The sequence below is a fragment of the Sutcliffiella sp. FSL R7-0096 genome (genome assembly GCF_038595065.1).
Taxonomy (GTDB): domain Bacteria; phylum Bacillota; class Bacilli; order Bacillales; family Bacillaceae_I; genus Sutcliffiella_A.
This window is the reverse complement of sequence record NZ_CP152003.1, coordinates 2,499,072-2,516,841: the sequence shown is the minus strand read 5'-3', so window position 1 is coordinate 2,516,841 and position 17,770 is coordinate 2,499,072. Positions and strand designations below refer to the sequence as shown.

The 17,770-nt window shown below is 34.4% G+C and carries 20 protein-coding genes and 1 pseudogene; 17 read left to right on the top strand and 4 right to left on the bottom strand.

Annotated elements, in window-relative coordinates; translation table 11 throughout:
• Positions 1–198: 198 nt before the first annotated feature.
• The 4 genes from MKY77_RS12750 (at position 199) to MKY77_RS12735 (ending at position 3,465) form a co-directional block, all read left to right on the top strand.
• Positions 199–696 (top strand): hypothetical protein, encoded by a 498-nt coding sequence (locus tag MKY77_RS12750; RefSeq protein WP_339146215.1) that lies wholly within the window; start codon positions 199–201, stop codon positions 694–696.
• An 80-nt stretch (positions 697–776) separates the two neighbouring features.
• Positions 777–968, top strand: coding sequence for a hypothetical protein (locus MKY77_RS12745; RefSeq protein WP_339146213.1), 192 nt, complete (start codon positions 777–779; stop codon positions 966–968).
• 840 nt (positions 969–1,808) lie between these two features.
• Positions 1,809–2,366, top strand: coding sequence for an alpha/beta hydrolase (locus MKY77_RS12740; RefSeq protein WP_339146211.1), 558 nt, complete (start codon positions 1,809–1,811; stop codon positions 2,364–2,366).
• A gap of 307 nt (positions 2,367–2,673) precedes the next feature.
• The gene (locus tag MKY77_RS12735) at positions 2,674–3,465 is read left to right on the top strand and encodes a phosphotransferase (protein ID WP_339146210.1); all 792 of its coding nucleotides are present in this window, start codon (positions 2,674–2,676) and stop codon (positions 3,463–3,465) included.
• A gap of 149 nt (positions 3,466–3,614) precedes the next feature.
• On the opposite strand, the gene MKY77_RS12730 is transcribed toward MKY77_RS12735, so the two are convergent.
• The gene (locus tag MKY77_RS12730; RefSeq protein WP_339146208.1) at positions 3,615–4,811 is read right to left on the bottom strand and encodes an IS110 family transposase; all 1,197 of its coding nucleotides are present in this window, start codon (positions 4,809–4,811) and stop codon (positions 3,615–3,617) included.
• 439 nt (positions 4,812–5,250) lie between these two features.
• Here MKY77_RS12730 and MKY77_RS12725 point away from each other — a divergent pair, with 439 nt between their 5' ends.
• The 10 genes and pseudogenes from MKY77_RS12725 to MKY77_RS12680 all read left to right on the top strand — a co-directional run bounded on the left by MKY77_RS12725 (position 5,251) and on the right by MKY77_RS12680 (position 11,247).
• Positions 5,251–5,442 carry a hypothetical protein gene (locus MKY77_RS12725; protein WP_342515347.1) on the top strand — a complete coding sequence of 64 codons (192 nt, stop codon included), beginning with the start codon at positions 5,251–5,253 and terminating at the stop codon, positions 5,440–5,442.
• Between the two features lie 386 nt (positions 5,443–5,828).
• Positions 5,829–6,074, top strand: coding sequence for a hypothetical protein (locus tag MKY77_RS12720; protein WP_339146205.1), 246 nt, complete (start codon positions 5,829–5,831; stop codon positions 6,072–6,074).
• Positions 6,075–6,229: 155 nt separating this feature from the next.
• The gene (locus tag MKY77_RS12715; RefSeq protein ID WP_339146203.1) at positions 6,230–6,406 is read left to right on the top strand and encodes a hypothetical protein; all 177 of its coding nucleotides are present in this window, start codon (positions 6,230–6,232) and stop codon (positions 6,404–6,406) included.
• A gap of 227 nt (positions 6,407–6,633) precedes the next feature.
• Positions 6,634–6,771 carry a hypothetical protein gene (locus MKY77_RS12710; RefSeq protein ID WP_342515346.1) on the top strand — a complete coding sequence of 46 codons (138 nt, stop codon included), beginning with the start codon at positions 6,634–6,636 and terminating at the stop codon, positions 6,769–6,771.
• Positions 6,772–6,911: 140 nt separating this feature from the next.
• Entirely contained in the window at positions 6,912–7,454 is a 543-nt protein-coding gene (locus MKY77_RS12705; protein ID WP_339146201.1) for a hypothetical protein, read from the top strand.
• Positions 7,455–7,724: 270 nt separating this feature from the next.
• A complete protein-coding gene (locus tag MKY77_RS12700; protein WP_339146200.1) occupies positions 7,725–8,348 on the top strand; it encodes a hypothetical protein in 624 nt (207 codons plus the stop codon).
• Positions 8,349–8,368: 20 nt separating this feature from the next.
• A pseudogene (locus MKY77_RS12695) lies at positions 8,369–9,127 on the top strand (serine hydrolase).
• An 87-nt stretch (positions 9,128–9,214) separates the two neighbouring features.
• Positions 9,215–9,991, top strand: coding sequence for an alpha/beta hydrolase-fold protein (locus MKY77_RS12690; RefSeq protein WP_339146199.1), 777 nt, complete (start codon positions 9,215–9,217; stop codon positions 9,989–9,991).
• A gap of 20 nt (positions 9,992–10,011) precedes the next feature.
• Entirely contained in the window at positions 10,012–10,563 is a 552-nt protein-coding gene (locus MKY77_RS12685) for a hypothetical protein (RefSeq protein ID WP_339146197.1), read from the top strand.
• 159 nt (positions 10,564–10,722) lie between these two features.
• Positions 10,723–11,247: a GNAT family N-acetyltransferase gene (locus tag MKY77_RS12680; RefSeq protein ID WP_339146195.1), complete on the top strand. Its 525-nt coding sequence runs from the start codon at positions 10,723–10,725 to the stop codon at positions 11,245–11,247.
• A gap of 816 nt (positions 11,248–12,063) precedes the next feature.
• On the opposite strand, the gene MKY77_RS12675 is transcribed toward MKY77_RS12680, so the two are convergent.
• From MKY77_RS12675 to nagA, 3 genes are read right to left on the bottom strand one after another with little or no spacing between them, the layout of a single operon-like run.
• A complete protein-coding gene (locus MKY77_RS12675; protein ID WP_339146194.1) occupies positions 12,064–12,792 on the bottom strand; it encodes a GntR family transcriptional regulator in 729 nt (242 codons plus the stop codon).
• 19 nt (positions 12,793–12,811) lie between these two features.
• Positions 12,812–13,549, bottom strand: a complete 738-nt coding sequence (gene nagB / locus MKY77_RS12670) for a glucosamine-6-phosphate deaminase (RefSeq protein ID WP_339146193.1) — start codon at positions 13,547–13,549, stop codon at positions 12,812–12,814.
• A gap of 6 nt (positions 13,550–13,555) precedes the next feature.
• Positions 13,556–14,746 carry an N-acetylglucosamine-6-phosphate deacetylase gene (gene nagA / locus MKY77_RS12665; RefSeq protein ID WP_339146191.1) on the bottom strand — a complete coding sequence of 397 codons (1,191 nt, stop codon included), beginning with the start codon at positions 14,744–14,746 and terminating at the stop codon, positions 13,556–13,558.
• Positions 14,747–14,947: 201 nt separating this feature from the next.
• Between nagA and nagE the strand changes: the two genes are divergently transcribed.
• From nagE to MKY77_RS12650, 3 genes are all read left to right on the top strand, one after another.
• Positions 14,948–16,303 (top strand): N-acetylglucosamine-specific PTS transporter subunit IIBC, encoded by a 1,356-nt coding sequence (gene nagE, locus MKY77_RS12660; protein WP_339146190.1) that lies wholly within the window; start codon positions 14,948–14,950, stop codon positions 16,301–16,303.
• Positions 16,304–16,582: 279 nt separating this feature from the next.
• Positions 16,583–17,077, top strand: a complete 495-nt coding sequence (locus tag MKY77_RS12655) for a hypothetical protein (RefSeq protein WP_339146189.1) — start codon at positions 16,583–16,585, stop codon at positions 17,075–17,077.
• Positions 17,078–17,328: 251 nt separating this feature from the next.
• Positions 17,329–17,625, top strand: coding sequence for an antibiotic biosynthesis monooxygenase (locus MKY77_RS12650; RefSeq protein WP_339146187.1), 297 nt, complete (start codon positions 17,329–17,331; stop codon positions 17,623–17,625).
• Positions 17,626–17,770: the final 145 nt, after the last annotated feature.

The following is a 17,770-nucleotide window of genomic DNA, read 5'->3' as shown; positions in this document are numbered from 1 at the left end:
GTGAAACTTCCCAATGAGTGGTTTGAGGGGTGGTTAAAAGAATTATCTTAACATCTTTTGCATTGGAAATTTGTGAAGGATTTCACTTCAATTTCTAGGAGCAATTACGGCATAATAATCGCTCTTCATAATTAATGAATTGGGCAGGTTAGTTGAACAAGTCAAATGTTAATATATGTATAAAAGGAGGTTTTCTGAATGAAGAGGTATGGCTACCTTGAAATCTCAAAAGACACATTAGGAAAATTACTTAATAGCAAAGAATTGAGAATGTATAGAGATAAAAAGGATGCTTTTATTGAACAGAGGAAAGAAGTCACCCATTTTGTAATTTTAATTAATGAGAATGGAATATCTTTCCGGATAGATAATGTACCTTTACAAGAAGATGATACACACTGGGAAATCGACCGTCTTTCCGTGAACATAGACTCAGATACTCGGCAAGAAGAACTAACTTTTATTGATAGTTTTCTAAAACCTCAAATACGTTTGTATAGAGAAATTTACGAAATAGGTTCCAGGATTCATAAAAATGAAATTGATAATATAGAAGCTGATTCCGCCATTTTCATTCAAGACCAGAATAAATCCGTGTTTATTCGTTGCTATGACGCAGCATCACTAGAGGTAACCTATGCCGAAAAGATTCCAGATGATTATAGAGAAATTGATATAAAGAAATTATTCAACTAAATAGGAGCGATTGCAGCATAGTGGGTCGCTCATACTTAAGAATGGGATAAGAGTTAAAAAGGGGTATTAAGGGGGGCAAAATGGTTAATTTAATTATCGTACTTCCGATTGTTTCAGTTTTGGTAGGACTATATTTTCTAACATTGGGGCTATGGGAATTAAGACTAGGCGTAAATAGAAAACAATATATAAAGTATATGTTTACTGGCTTGTTTTTGCTGGTGGTTTTAATGCCTATGTTTTGGCTATTTGGTAGTAACTTTTTAAAATGAATGGGTTAAATGACTGGAAGAACTTTATTAAATTAAATGGAGCGATTGCTGCATTAGTAGATTGCTCACAGGTTTATAATTTGACAGAATAATGAAAGTGTAGGTAATTAAAATTTAGGGGAAAGGTGAATAAAATAATTAAAAGTGACCCTTACATCTCTGAGTCACTTTTAAAGCACTTATTGTGGTGGAATTCCAAAAGGAAATAACACTGGTGCTACGTAGAAGATCCCAATCAATATAATGAGCATAAATGATATTACCAAGGAAAAGCCGCTCCGAATAATCATAAATTTATCATTTTTCTTATCAAAGGGCATACCAATTACAGATAAAAAAAATGAAACTAATAATAATGGCACTAGATAATATACCCAATTGTTATCTCTATAGTTTGTTACCAGGGCAACCATAGAATAAATATTACCAGTAATATTAATGTCAACCCGAACGAGATACCATTGGCTACTCTTTTCACATTGCCGTTATTCACCATACATACCCTCCTCACGTATTGTTGTTATAATATTAACAAACTATTGAGAAAATTGTAAATATTAAACAGGAGCAAAGTTGGTCGCTCCTCACTTGTAAATTGGGCAGCATTTCTGTCCATACATTTAATAAACTTATAAATTTTATCTAAGGAATGAATAAATGATAACGGTCCTTATATGGCCAAAAATTGAATGAAAAAAAATGCTCTATTCCTGTCTATATGGTTGAAATAGTTTTAATTAATCAAATCAAATTAACTCTTATTCCCGATTTAATTATTCTGCAATCTGGGAGCTTTAATTGAAGATAACGAAAAAGATTTTTATAGAGGGAGGTTATTATTTGAAAAAGGAAGTAATGTTTATTCACAGCGCAGGACCCCAGGAAGGGAAACAGGGAAGTAGCCAACTAATCGCCTACTTACAAAAATCGATTAGTTCGGATTACAGTTTTTCCTCTCCTGCCATGCCAGATCCTGAAAACCCGAGTTATGATTTATGGGAGAACGTATTAAAAGAGAAACTTTCTGAGTTAAATGGTTCCGTTATTTTGATCGGCCATTCACTAGGTGGATCTGTCCTCCTAAAGTATCTCTCAGAAGGAAATTGTAATTTATCCATCTCTGGTTTGTTTTTGATGGGATCGCCGTACTGGGGCCTGGATAAAGAGTGGCTATTTAAAGAATTTGAACTCTCCGATAAATTTGCTACAAGACTACCTCAAATCTCACAAATCTATCTATATCATAGTCGAAATGATGAAGTAGTACCTTTTTCTCATTTTGAACACTATGCCTATAAACTCCCACACGCGAAGGCAAGGATCTTCGAGAACTACGGGCATTTATTTCAAGATGATCTGCCTGAACTTGTTCAAGATATCGAAGCAATAAATCGTTAAAAGAAAATTTTTAATTCACCGTATACTTACCGATTTCAGTTGTAGCAATTTAGATACTAGCATAAGGTCAATTCGCAACAAAGAGAATTATCTTGATATCAAGTCTTCCTTTTAAAAGCGCGATCCTCAAGGATCAGCGCTCGTTTTTATATGGGCCAAAATGATAAATAGCTTATTGTAGGAATTTTAAGATTATGAAATAATTGGTATTAAATAAAAGTAAGAATTGATGAAAAGTTGAATTAACAAGATGAGTGATTTAACTATACGTGTTAGTTTAATGGAACAAAACAAGGCGGTGTATTAAATGTCTAATCCCTCAAATGAGGAATTGTTAGCTGGTGGAAATGTCTCCAAAGTTTTTCGTTCAGGTAATACAGTTAGGCGAGATTTAAAGTCAAATAGCAATAGGATTCATGCACTGTTGAAACATCTAGAAAGCAAAGGGTTCAATTATGCACCTAAATACATAGGTACTGACGATAAAGGAAGAGAGATATTATCATTTATAGAAGGAGAAGCTGGTAATTATCCATTAAAAAAGTATATGTGGTCTAATGATGTCTTATTAGAAATTGCCAAGATGCTTCGTTTTTATCATGATTCTGTAAGTGACTTTTCATTTGATGATAGTTGGCAATCATTAGATAATACTCCACAACCACTTGAGGTACTTTGCCATAATGACTTTGCAATGTACAACATTATTTTCAATAATGAAAGGCCAGTAGGTATTATTGACTTTGATGTTGTTGGACCTGGTCCTCGACTTTGGGACATAGCCTATACTCTTTATACTTGCGTACCATTAAGTAGATTCTATCTTACTGAAATAGGTGAAAAAGAATATTATAATTCATCCAAGCATTCCAACCGTATCAAACGAAGAGTGGAATTGTTTTTTGAAGGTTACGGTAAAGAATTTGAAGAAGATTATTTAGAGATGGTTTTACTACGATTAGAAGGGTTATGTAGCACAATCAGAAGAAAAGCTAGTGAAGGTGATCTTGCTTTTCAGAAGATGATAAATGAAGGGCATCTAGAACATTATCAAAATGATATTAAATTCATTGCAGACCATCGGAATGAATGGATTTAGATTTAATTCAATTATACCAGCTAATATAAGTCAACACTTTTTAAGTAATAATACTAGATTAAAGATGTTATAATAAAAACATGCATGACAAAGAAACTTCAATAATTTCATTTGAAGTTTTTGTAAATGATGTGATTATTTGTATAGGATTATGCTGTATACTTTTGCTTATGTTTTAAGATGGCATAAATCCAATGCAATAGCTTGTTGGCGCAAGCTATGATGGCTACTTTGTGAGGCTTGCCCTCACTTCTTTTTTTGTCATAAAACTCTCGGAGTTTCGCATTTCGGTTGTTTGTTAACCCACACTGAACAGCTGTATAGAGTGTTTGACGTAGCTTTGTAGATCCTCTCTTGGTGATGCGATTGATAGATGCTGTAAACTTCCCTGATTGGTAAATCCGAGGATCAATGCCTGCATAAGCTACTAGCTTTTTCGGGTGACTAAATTGTGTGACTTCACCTATTTCTGAGATAAGAGTAGCTGCAATTTTAGAACCCACCCCTGGGATGGAGCGAAGGATCTCATAATCCTCAAAATGCATTGCTAATTTATCAATTTCCTGCTCAAGTACGTTGAGAAATTTTCGTTGTTGAAGAAGCATTTGAATATACATTTTTAGAGTAACTAAATGGCTTTGATACAGTGTTTTCTTAAATGGGTTCCGTTCTGCTGCCTCTTTTAACTTCAATGCCTTTTCGCAAAACCAACCAAATGATCTTCTACCTCCTAGACTATGCATCTCCTTAGCTATTTCATCAGTTTGTATCTTCAATACGTCATCTGAAGTAGGGTAAGTGAGTAAAGTCTTTAATGATATAGGCGAATATAAATTACTAAAAACACCTTTATATTCAGGGAACACTTGATCAAGAATGGTTTGAAATTGTAATTTAAGTTGAACATAATTACGCGTTAATGAATCGTGTTGCCTACACAAATTTCTCAAGTTCATCGTTTGAACACTTTTTCTGTGAAAGGCTACTAAGTCTTCTTTGTAGTACAGTTCACACAAATGTTTCGCATCAGCTGGGTCTGACTTTACTTTTCGGAGGCTACTTTTTTTCGTTTCGTAAGAAACAACGGGATTAACTAAGTAATAAGTAATCCTTCTCTCCTCAAGATACTGTAAAATCGGTTCGTGGTAATGACCTGTAGATTCAAAAATGATGACAGGTTCAGCGTCAGCTTGCCGTTCTACCTCTTTGTAAAATACATAAAAATCTCGCAGTCCATTAGTATCATGCTTAAACTTAAAGCTCTTTCCGAAGGGGCGCTTTCTTGCCAGGAAAGCTTGAACTTGGCTTTCTCCTTTTGCGACATCCAGGCCAATCACTGGATCCATAGTCTATCACATCTCCAATTATTAGATTTGTCGGTAGCCCCTGTCTATCTTGTAGTATCATAGCTTCGCTTGTTATGCGGGGTCCAAGCCCCAACCAGCCTCAAACATGTTTCTACAAGTAGGGGGTGGACAGTATAACGGACGGGATCAATTAGTCCCAAGGGCGCGAACGTCCTACCCCGACTACCTAAAGAATAACCTATAAAAAATAGGCCAACCAGATAAATAAGCAATCTGGATGACCTTATAATACGAAAGGGCGCCATTCTGTAACAAGAATAGGCGCTCACTTTTCATAATAGAGCCAGATTGGTTAATAGAAATTTTTAAAGGCAAAGTAGATATATTTAGCAGCTTAGTTATTTAAATCACTGGATTTATTTGGTATTATAGGTTGCAAGGTATCAAGAAATAGTTAACGGTGGGAGTGAAAATGGGTATGAAAAGCAAGTTTGGATTACTAATTTTAGCATGTGTTATTGTAGGGTCTGCGTTATTTTGGTATACACAAAAAGAGCCATATAGTACAGAGGTAGTTGTTAATTCTGTATGGGATAAATTTGAAGTGCAAAGCACTCAAATAGGCGTTACAGATCCAGTTATCTGGATAGACGTTTATAAAAAAAAATGATATAGCCGAAGTTAAAAAGTATGTAACAGAAAACTTATCCAAAGACGACTTAGAACATTATGAAGTCGATGTATTTTCTAATAAAGGGATAACATATTAAACCGGTTTTCAATAAAACAGGCGCGATCCAGAAACAAGGATCAGCGCTCGTTTTTATATTGGCCATAGAAAATATCTTATTGAAGGAATTTTTAGATTATGAAATAATTGGAATTAAGCAAGCGGGCAGGATTGTGGAGATGGGGGAGTATTAAATGAGTATGAAAAAGAAAGGGATTTTTATCTTCATCGGCTTAATTGTTATTGCAAGTATTTTTATTTATCTTGGAAATTCCTAAGGTAAAAATCACTTAGCATATAGTTCTCATACATTTGGTGATTTTTATGTGATGGAAAAAGAGCATTATATTGAACAGGGTGAATATATGGAGATGTGGGTAGTTGGTTATAATGGAGCTGAAAAAGAAGAAAACAGAGAATATTTTAAAGTCTATTTTAAAGATGCAAATGTCTACAACGTTATTGAAAAGGATAAAAGCTATATGCTTTCCTTTTCCTCAGTTAATGAGAGATACTATTTAGACTTAATCTTTTCTCCAAATGGAACACAGTTAAGGGGAGAAGGAAGATAATAAATTTACGTTAAAACGATTGCTCTTCAAGAATATAGGAGCGATTGTAGCAGTGTGGTTGGCTCCTTACATAAGAATTAATCAATAATGTTCAAATGTGATTATATATTCAAGTAATAATAGCAAAGATTTTATATCTTTAAAGGAGTTAAATAATGAAAATGGATTGGTGGTACAGGATTTCATTTATAATCATTGGAGTAGTGTCTTTTTTTACTGGAGAAGTAGTTGCTTTTTTAATGTTATGGTTTATTTTCTTAATTTTATATAATATCAACTCTACACTAAATAAGATATATATCCAAAATAATGAAAAGAACAAACAAGATTAAACAAAGGATCTTCCTCAATTATCTGGGAGCAATTATGGAAGATGTAGCCACTAGTCTAAGCAGCTGTATTTATTGTTAATGGGAGGGGACTTATAGATGTCTTAGGTTACGCTGTAATCTACAATGACCTTAAAACAAATGAACAAAAAAACTTCATATATCTAATTAATAAAAAGAATAGTGAGTCTGAAAAAGTAATTAAATTTACAAAACAATTTATCCAACAAATGACTTTATCTGAAAAGTTTTCAGATAGGGAAAATTTTACAGCTATAAAAACAGATGTAGATCAAAAAGTAGTACATAAACCTTATGAAGATTTTATAAAAGCAATTATAAAGAATGAAATTCCTGACTTGTTTTAGGTGAATTATTTTGAAAAACTTAAGAGTTGAACTCACCAATACGCAATAAAATTGCAATTCCACTAATTGGAGCGATTACAGCACAGCATACTGAGTTATAAAAAATGTTTTTGAAAAAAATTAAAATATAGGGAGAGAATATGAAGAAAAGTAAATTAATTATGTTTGTACTTATAGTTTCAATAATCTTAAATTTGGTTCTGTTCCAAAGTATATATAACAATAAGGATGAATCAAGATTAGCGCATTTTGAAGAGGTTCATAACGGAATAAGATATTCGTATGATTTTGGAAACACGCTTAATCAAAAATATAACCGGTTAACAATTGATGAAAAGGTTGAGTATCTAACAGCAATGCATTGGAGTTTGGCTTTATCTGTTTGGACATTAGAAGATATTGGAGCAGAAAATGGAGAATATAGTAGTCTGGTGAAATTACTAAGTATTTATAGTCATATACCAACAGAATTGAAGGAATTGGTAAGGAATAATTATAGCGAAGAGGAGGTATTGAATTTACTTAATATTTGGTTGAAAGATATAAATAACATTAAAGAAAACTTCAATTATATTCAGCTATCAAAGGTGGACGATAAAGAGTTGCTATGGAATTTAAAGTCCTTGCTAAATAATCCCGAATATAACAATGATTCATTAGAACAATATAAACAGACATTGTAATTAATTTCATACCATCTTCAAAAATCGGTCGCGATCTTGTAACAATAGATTCGCGTTCATTTTTATTTTGGCAGGATGAAAAATAACTTTTGTAGGAATTAAGTTGAGCATTTTCAGCAATCGGGCGCGATCCATGAACAGGATTAGCGCTCATTTTTATTGGGACTGGATGAAGAATAGCTTATTGTAGGAATTTATATATTATGAAATAATTGGTATTAAGATAAAAGTCTGTTATGGATAGATCCAAAACGAAAATGGGGTGAAAAGTTGGGAGATAATGAAGAAGTCTGGAAACCTCTTTCTATTACTGAAATTCAAAATATCTTTAGCATAATTCCTATCCAATGGTGGATTGCTGGTGGGTGGGCTTTAGATATTTATTTACAGAAAATCACAAGGGCTCACGATGATATTGACATTGTTATATTAAGACCAGAGTACTTAATTTTACAAAGACATCTGTGTAGTGATTGGGAAATGTTTATAGCATATAAAGGTCAGTTAAAACCTTGGAACAAAAATCAATTGCTAGACTCTCATTATGATAATATCTGGGTTAAGAAAAAAGATGAATCAACATGGGCTTTTCAAGTAATGTTACTGGATACAGAGGAGAAGGATTGGATTTACAAACGAAACAACACAATAAGAAAACCAATTGAAGATATTGGGTTAGAATCTTTATCTGGAATACCATTTTTAAAACCAGAAATACAACTTCTTTATAAAGGTGGAAGTTCTGTCATTAGAGAGAAAGATGTTATCGATTTAGGAAATATATTACCTAAATTAAATGCTAGCAACCGTGATTGGTTAAAAGAGTCATTGAATATACAGTACCCTCAAGGGCATGAATGGATTGAACTAATAGATTCTTATGCAAAAGTTTGAAATTAGGTAAGGTGAAATGCTTGAATAAAGTTATTGATAAACTGAAAGAAATAGATACTGGAGAAATAGGAATCATATTATTTTCCAGCAAAGAGCAAAGGTATGATACTGCTTTAAATAGTCAACTCACAGTCCCCCTTGCATCAGCAGCAAAAGTATCAATAGCATTTTGTGTAGCAAAATGGGTAGAAGAAAATACATATAATTGGGAAGACCTAGTTAATGAGATTTCATTTAATCCGGAAGAAGATAGCAAGGAACTTTATCCTCATTTACAAAAAAGAAAATCACTTCCTTTAAGGGAGGCGGTTGAAGTCATGATTGCTTGTCATGATAGCTATGTTGCTAAATGTATTGTAAAATATTGTGGTGGCTGGGAAAAGTTAAACAATTCAATCCAATCTTATTTTCCGACAATAAGTATTGCTGAAAACCCGAGAGATATTGAAAACAAAGGACAGCTAAATCAATTACTTGAAATAGTAATCCAAATCTTTCAGGGCTACAAAACACAACCTCTCCTTTGGACCCCAATTATTAATGGCCTAGTTAGGCAAAAATGAGATATAAACCATATTCCAACACACCATCTAAATCATATGACAGGTGGTTTAGATAATGTTGTGATTGATATTGGTATAATCGGTGACTTCAATAAAGATCCTTTCATTTTTGCGGTAGGGGCTATTAATTTACCCAATAGATTTTACAGTCAGGTTGCTGACAACATAATTATGGAAGCTATGAATTTGCTTTATGATGAATATTTAAAGCAATAGAAAGCCGTACAAAATTATAAAGAAAGAGGCTTTTTACATGTTCAAGAATCGGACAGGATTATGGATTGAAGAAATGGTGAAAAGGTGGTGGTTGAACTGGAAACTTTTCAAATGGTTAGTTCAATATTAAAGAACAATAGACTTGTTCGGGTTTATCTTCCCAAGAATTATTCAAAATCAGAAAGCAAGCGATATCCAGTTTTATATATGCATGATGGTCAAAATGTGTTTCAAGATAGGGATGCAATTGGCGGTGTTTCGTTAGATGTAGAAAAATATGTAGAAACAAATGATATAGATATTATTATAGTAGCCATTGATCAAGTCGCTGAAGAACGGAAAAATGAGTATTGTCCATGGGAGAGTGGAGAATATGTAAAGAAACTAACCGGTAATTGTGCTTCGTATGGCGGAAAAGGAAAGCAATATGTTGAATTTATTGTCCATGAACTAAAACCAACCATTGATAGTAATTACCGCACTATTAGTGATAATAGCATGATGGCAGGTATCTCACTTGGTGGATTAATCACGATTTACGCTGCTTGTAAATATCCCCATTTATTCCGTACTATTATTTGTATATCTTCTTCATTTTGGGCCAATCAAGAGGAAATAGAAAAACTTATCGATGAAAGTGATCTTACTCCTATTAAATCAATTTATTTAGACTGTGGAACAAATGAGGCTGGTGAAGGCACCAAATTAAGTGATGAATTTAAAGAGTCTAATCAAATCATCTATAATAAGTTAAGAGATAAAATTCTACATACAAGATTTGTGGTTATCCAAGATGCAGAACATTCTTATCGCTTCTTCAAAAGAAGAAATCGAGAATTGTTTCTCTCTATACAAAAAATGTGATAAATAAGGAGCTTACACGAATGAGTGTTAAACCAAAGGTAATTTCAATTGCAGCTGTTTCTGGTGGAGGAAAAACTACTATAACAAAAAAGTTGAGCTTAGTACTGGAAGATACAAAAGAGTTGTTTTTTGATGATTATGACTTTGAAGACGCACCAGATGACATTATTCAATGGGTGAATAAGGGAGCTGATTATAACCTTTGGAATGTAGAACCAATGGTTTTAGATATTGATAAGATAATAGCCTCTAGAGAAGTACCTTTATACATATTACTAGACTATCCGTTTTCATATATGAACGATAATATGAAGAAATACATTGACCTATCTATCTATATAGATACTCCTTTAGACGTTGCAATGGCGAGACGAATACTTAGAAATCAAACAAAAAGCACCATTAACGATGTTTGTAATGATGTAAAATTTTATTTGCAATATGGAAGAGGGGCCTATCTAGAATTGGAAAACAATATTAAACCTAATTCAGATATAGTGATTGACGGAACTCTACCTTCAGATAAAATTGTTGAACTTATAATCCAAGAAATAAGATATAGGGGTTTATAATATCTTCAACAATCGCGCGCAATCCATGGACAAAGATCAGCGTTAATTTTTATTTTTGCCAGAATGAGAAATCTTATTTTATGATTTTTTCGATTATGAAATAATTGGTATTATGTAATTGGGAGTTTAGCTGAACAGGCAATCGAAGGAGGAGTTTTTTTGGAATTTTTTACTGAGAGATTAACAATTAGGACGTTTCGGAGTGAAGACATGCATGATGTATTCCAAATTTACAATAATGAGGATACATGTAGATATCTCTTACATGATAAATGGACATATGAAAATATGAAGGAAAAATTCAATAAAAAGTTAGAAAATAGTGTACTCACAAAAGATACAACTTTAAGTTTGGTAGTAGTAGACCATACTCAAGTAATAGGTGATTTATCTGCGTGGTACACAGATATGAAAGATACTGTTGAAATTGGCTATAGCTTTTCTGACAAAGTTTCAGGAAGGGGTTACGCTTCAGAAGCAGTCAGTGGTTTAGTCAGAAAGCTATTTGATGAGTTTTATGTGCATCGTATACAAGCCAACCTTGATGCAAGAAATAAATCATCACAAAAATTATGTGAACGTATAGGTATGAGAAAAGAAGCTCATTTCATTCAGGATTTTTGGAATAAAGGTGAATGGACAGATAGCATTACATATGGAATGTTGCTTTCGGATTTATACTAAAGTTGCATTAATCTGGAATGAACCAAAGAACCCTCCATGATGGTGGCGTAGCTAAATCTAAATAGCTAAAAATGAATAGCCGAAGCTAAAGCTTATTTATCATTTCGTTATTGTGCTCCTCAGAACCGTCAACATTCCCTCTTTTAAATATAGGAATCTCCATTCCTTTTTTTAATAAGAAGTTCAACGGATTTAACAATTATTTAATTCAGGATGGCTGCATTTATGATAGTGGACCCTGGTCCTGTACTATTGGTTGAATGATGATTATGTAATGTTATCAAGGCATCTTCTATAGGGGATAAGGTTATCAAGAGCAATATCAGCTGCAGCCGAGAAATGTAAACCGGTAGAATGACGAGATGCAAAGGTGTGATATGCATGAGATGATATAGTCATGATCCTCAATCCCTTCTTTTTCCCATACTGTGCAACATCTATTGGAACAGGATTTCATCCAGATGTGGAGACAACCAATAATACATCATTTGGTTGGAATGGTTGTGAGGGGAGAAAGGTTTTTGCGAACAAGGGATCTTTCTCTAAATCAGAGGACCGTAGAGCCCCCTTATGCAGCATGAGATCTTCCACAAATAAAGGTCTGATTGGGACAATTCCACCTGCTCTATAAAATACTTCTTCGGCGAGCATGTGGGAGTGGCCGCATCCAAAAACATGTAGAATGCCTTCATTTCCAAAGCAGTCAGCAAGGAGAGAGGACTACTGCTCTATCTCTATACTGTTTTTTTCCTCCACTTTTGTCAGGAGCTGTTGAACAGCTGATAAATAACTCGTATCCATGAAACCTCTCCCTTACTATTCAATTCTCTTCATTTGGATGTAGAATTTATATCGGTCACCCCTATAATGGGATTTTACTAGTTCCAGAGGAGTGCCATCTTGTAAAAATGTGTTTCGCTTAATGTATAACATTGGATGATCTTTATTAATTTTTAAAAGTTTGGCATCTTCACTGGAAGCTTGTATGGATTCAATCATCTGATCTGCATGGGCGATTTCAAGGTTTAGCTTCTCTTCGATATAAGCATAAATGGAAGTGTTTACTACTTCTTCCGTTAGTCCTTTGACTAAATTGGCAGAGAGGTAATTTGTCTCAAGTGCCATCGGTTCACCATCAGCCAAACGTATCCTTTTTATCTCATATACAGGTGCATGTTCTTTGATATGAAGTTCATCAGCTATATTAATGGAGGCTGGTACTATTTCAAAATGTATCAATTCACTTGTCGGGTTCATCCCTCGTTTTTTCATATCCTCTGTAAAGGAGGTCAAGCCTTGAAGTGGCTGTTCGATTTTATTATTTGCTACAAAAGTGCCGCTTCCTTTTTTACGATAGAGAAGCCCCTCAGTCACCAGTGAATTAATGGCTTGCCTAACGGTCATCCTGCTTATTCCGTACGCTTCGGCATATTCTCTCTCTGAAGGTATAGTATCTCCAGGAACAAGATTACCTGAGTTAATTTGATCCTTAATGAAAGATTCTAGCTGGTAATAAAATGGTATGGGGGAACTTTTATCTATCATTTACCCTGTTTATCTCCTTTCAAGCAATAATACTGGAGTTTTGAAGAACCGTATTGTCTGCAATAATTCTAACACAAGGATGCTTTTTTAGGATAGATGCAGGAAAGGAGTCTGAAAGGCCACCACTCATCAGTTGTTCATAAGCTTCGGCTTTGTTTTTTCCAGAAACTAAAAGTAGTATTTCTTTCGCATTCATAATGGAATCTATACCCATTGTGATAGCGTGAGAGGGAACATCTTCCATCGTTTCAAAAAAACGTGCATTCGCTTTTCTAGTCGACTCTGTAAGTTTTACAACATGAGTTCTGCTGTCAAAACGGGTTCCAGGTTCATTAAAACCAATATGTCCATTTTCTCCTAAACCTAAGATTTGGATATCTATAGGACCTTTGTTATGGAGTTTTTGTTCATAATTTCTGCATTCTATTTCGAGATCTTCTGCTTTTCCGTTCGGAATATGAGTATTTTCTATACTGATGTTGATATGTTTGAATAAGTTTCTATTCATATATTCGTAATAACTGTTCGAATCATTTTTATCTAAACCAACATATTCATCCAGATTAAAAGTAGTTATACCTTGATAGGAGGTACCGTTTTCCTTATAGTCTTTTATTAAAAATTCGTAGAGTTTTGTTGGTGTGCTTCCTGTTGCCATTCCAATTACAAGGTTAGGATTCAGTTTAACTTTATTAATAATAATTTCAGCAGCTACTTGACTTAGATCGTCATAAGTATTAGCGGTGATAATATCCATTTGGGCCTACTCTCCTTTATAAACTAATTGACCCTTACAAAAGGTCATCTTGACTTCGCAATTTTGATTCATGATTACAATATCAGCATCTTTACCAACTTCGATACTTCCTTTTCTTTCCCAAACATTAAGTCTTTTTGCAGGGGTGGAAGAAGCCATTCTGACGGCTTCTACTAGTGTACAGCCTGTGAATTTTTTCATATTTCTTAATGCTTCATTCATTTTTAGAACACTTCCTGCAAGTGTGCCATTTTCAAGTAGTGCAGTATTGTTTGCCACTTCGACTTTTTGTCCACCCAATTCATATTCTCCATCTTCGAGCCACTTTGCTCTCATGGAATCTGTTATTAAAATAATTTTATCTGCTCCCTTGGCAAGATAGGTTGCTTTTACCACTGCAGGGTGAACGTGAATACCGTCAGCTATCATTTCGACCAACAGGTCATCATGGGCAAGTCCGGCACCTACAACACCCGGTTCACGATGGTGGGTGCCGCGCATCCCGTTGTAAAAATGTGTAACATGTTCTGCACCTGCTTCCATAGCATCGAGCATTTCATCATAAACAGCATCAGAGTGTCCGATGGAAGTGATGACCTTATTTTTCGTTAAATGATGGACAAATTCTATTCCGTTAGGCTGCTCGGGTGCCATGGTAACCACTTTAATTTGGTTTTCGGACTCAACCTGCCAGCTTTCAAATAATTGGATATCTGGATTCACAATATGTTCTAATGGCTGGGCACCTGCGCGCTTAGGGGATATAAATGGACCCTCCAAATGTATTCCAAGTAATTCACTGCCTATTGAATCATTCTTCTCTATTTTTAAATAGTTATTTACTGTGCGTAAGGCTGCTTCAATATCAGATCGCTCTTGCGTAATTGTTGTTGCTAAATAGCTAGTTGTACCTTCCTGTGGCAATGTTGCTGCCATTGTTTTCAATGACTCTTCAGTAGCATCCATCGTGTCAGCTCCGTTTAAACCGTGTATATGGATGTCTATGAAGCCTGGGGCAGCATACAAATCGGAGGAGAATCGAATTTCCTGCAGATTTTCAGTGTTTTGATAGTGATCCATAGCTCCGATTTCGAAAATTTTTCCTTCTTTAACTTTAATAAATCCAGTTTGTTGAATTGTTTTCTCATTTATTAGATTGACGGAAAGCAGGGAATAACTATTTAAGAAAGAACTCATGTATGTCTCCTTTCACGACTATTATATGTTAATTCTAACAGGAATATGTATAGTTGTATATACCAATTTTACTCTGTTTCTCGTTAAATATTGAATATATTAAGTGTTTTCCAGAAATATTGGTATAGACAACTATTTGCAAGATGTGCTAGTATTACTTCGTTGCAAGCACTTACAAAAGATTAAGGAGGATTGATAAAAATGATTGGTTTTTTACAAAAAATCGGAAAATCACTAATGTTGCCGATTGCTGTGCTTCCCGCTGCAGCAATATTATTAAGAATTGGACAAGAGGACTTATTGGATATTGAATTTATTGCAAATGCAGGGAACGCAATATTTGCTAATCTTGCGCTTATATTTGCTATTGGGATAGCGATTGGTTTCGCTAAAGACAATAATGGATCTGCGGCCTTGGCTGCTGCTATAGGATACCTTGTATTAGTAAGTGGCACGCAAGCAATCAATGAAGAGATTGATATGGCTGTACTTGGCGGGATAATATCAGGGGTTGTAGCAGGATTGCTTTACAACAAGTTTCATGATATTAAAATGCCTGATTGGCTTGGGTTTTTCGCAGGAAGACGATTTGTTCCTATTATTACCGCTACTGTGATGGTAATCTTAGCGGGAATATTTGGTGTCATTTGGGCTCCAATCCAAGAATTTATTAACAACATCGGTCAGTGGATAATAGATGCAGGAGCTGTAGGAGTTGGTATCTTCGGATTCTTGAACCGTCTTCTCATTCCAATAGGTTTGCACCATGTACTTAATAGTTTAGTATGGTTTGTATTTGGAGAATATAATGGTGCTACTGGGGATTTAAATCGATTCTTTGCTGGTGACCCTTCAGCTGGTATTTTTATGGCCGGTTTCTTCCCTGTCATGATGTTCGGTTTGCCTGCTGCAGCGCTGGCGATGGTTGCAACAGCAAAAAAACATCGACGTAAAGCTGTATCAGGAATGCTGATTGGTATCGCCTTTACTGCATTTTTAACTGGTATTACAGAGCCGATTGAGTTTACTTTCATGTTCCTGGCTCCGTTTTTATACGTCATACATGCATTATTAACAGCAAGCTCCATGGTTATTGTTTACTTATTGGATATTAAGCATGGTTTCGGATTCTCTGCAGGTGCCATCGACTTTTTCCTGAATTGGGGGATAGCACAACAGCCGTTGTTACTTTTAATAATCGGTTTAGCTTATGGTGCAGTCTATTTCTTTGTTTTCTATTTTCTTATTAGGACCTTTAATTTAAAAACGCCAGGTCGGGAAGATGAAGAAGATATAATAGAAGAAAAAGAAACAGGTGAAGATAAATATTCTGTAATGGCTCATAATTTTATTGATGATATAGGTGGTAAGGAAAATATTGCTGCGGTTGATTACTGTACAACAAGACTCAGGTTAACGATCAAGGATATGAGTAAAGTACAAGAAAATTCATTAAAACAACATGGGGCCAAAGGGGTCATAAAAATAAACCAATCAAATCTGCAAATAATTGTTGGAACAGATGTCCAATTTGTAGGAGATAAAATGAAAGAATAAGACCAGTCTAGTATGGCTGGTTTTTTTCTTTTCAGAATTTGAAATGAATTTATATACTAAATAAAAGTAGAAAGCATAGAATACTAGAAAGGTGAATCATCATGGAAAACTTACAATTAGATATCAGAAATGCAGAGGAAAAATCCCGCTCGAATTTGAACGTGATTTTTTATATTGAATGAAAATAAAAGATTGAGTTTATCACTTGTTTTTGAAATAATTGGTATTAAGCAATAGGGCAGCTTTCTGAAATAAGGTTTGTATAAAGGGGGTTGTTAAATGAAATTTATAATAAGCTATCCTCTGTTAATAATTATTTTAGTTTTTGGACTATTTGGTTGCGGAAATAATAATAACAGTGAGGAAAATGTAAAGGGTGAATCGTATATAAACAAAGATTCTCAGCAGGTAGATGACTTTAAAGTTTCAATAAATGTGGAAAACACTGAAAATGCTCTTAATGTTTATGCCACCATTACTTATACGGGAGAAGAAGCGGAAAAAGACATATATCACGGTGGGAGTATTTTTTTCTTTAATGTTTACCAACAAGATGGTGATTTTAAATATATAGGCGGTATGGATGAACCATTATTGAGCACTACACTATTTAAGAATGAACCTTACAGAGTAAATTTAAATGTGCTAGATATACCTAATTTAAATCCAGGTATTTATGAGTTTGAAGCTATTGCTGATTTTTCCTTGGATGCAGATGATGTTTTAGGAACAGAAGTTGAAATCCCTGTTTCTAAAATTGTAGAAATCGAATAAAGTCCTTCTTTAACTCTTAGGGCAATTTAGGGCTAATTCAATGTTTTTAGGGGGAAGTTTTCACTTCCCTAATATATTCCGTTTATTAAAATAACAACGAGCAGTCCTGTTAAAAAGAGAAGAACATTAATCCACAAACTTGAGCATTTCTTGAATAGAGAAGAGCGACTTTTTAAAGGGATTATTAATCATAAAAAGAAAATATAGAGTGAAATATTCAATCTGTAATTGGACACAGAGGGGGAGATTTTATGATATTAGAAGCTGTCATGCTACAAGTTAAAAAAGGTATGGAACAGGAATATGAGGAAGCTTTTCGTAAGGCATCAATAATTATTTCATCGATGAAAGGCTATTTATCCCACGAATTACAGCGTTGTATGGAAGCTAAGGGGAAGTATTTATTATTAGTGAGTTGGGAAACTTTAGAAGATCATACAGTCGGATTTAGAAGATCATACGAATATCAAGAATGGAAAAATGCGCTCCATCATTTTTATGATCCATTCCCGACAGTTGAGCACTTTCAAAAAGTGGAACTTTCGTAAAATTTTTACTTTACAAACGGTTGGAGAAAGTTGAGCATCTTCCGTAAACGGGCGCAATCCTGGAACAAGGATCAGCGCCTATTTTTCATTCTAGGTCCAGATTGTTGAATAACAAAGGGAGAAAAGCTACAAATAATATCAGATT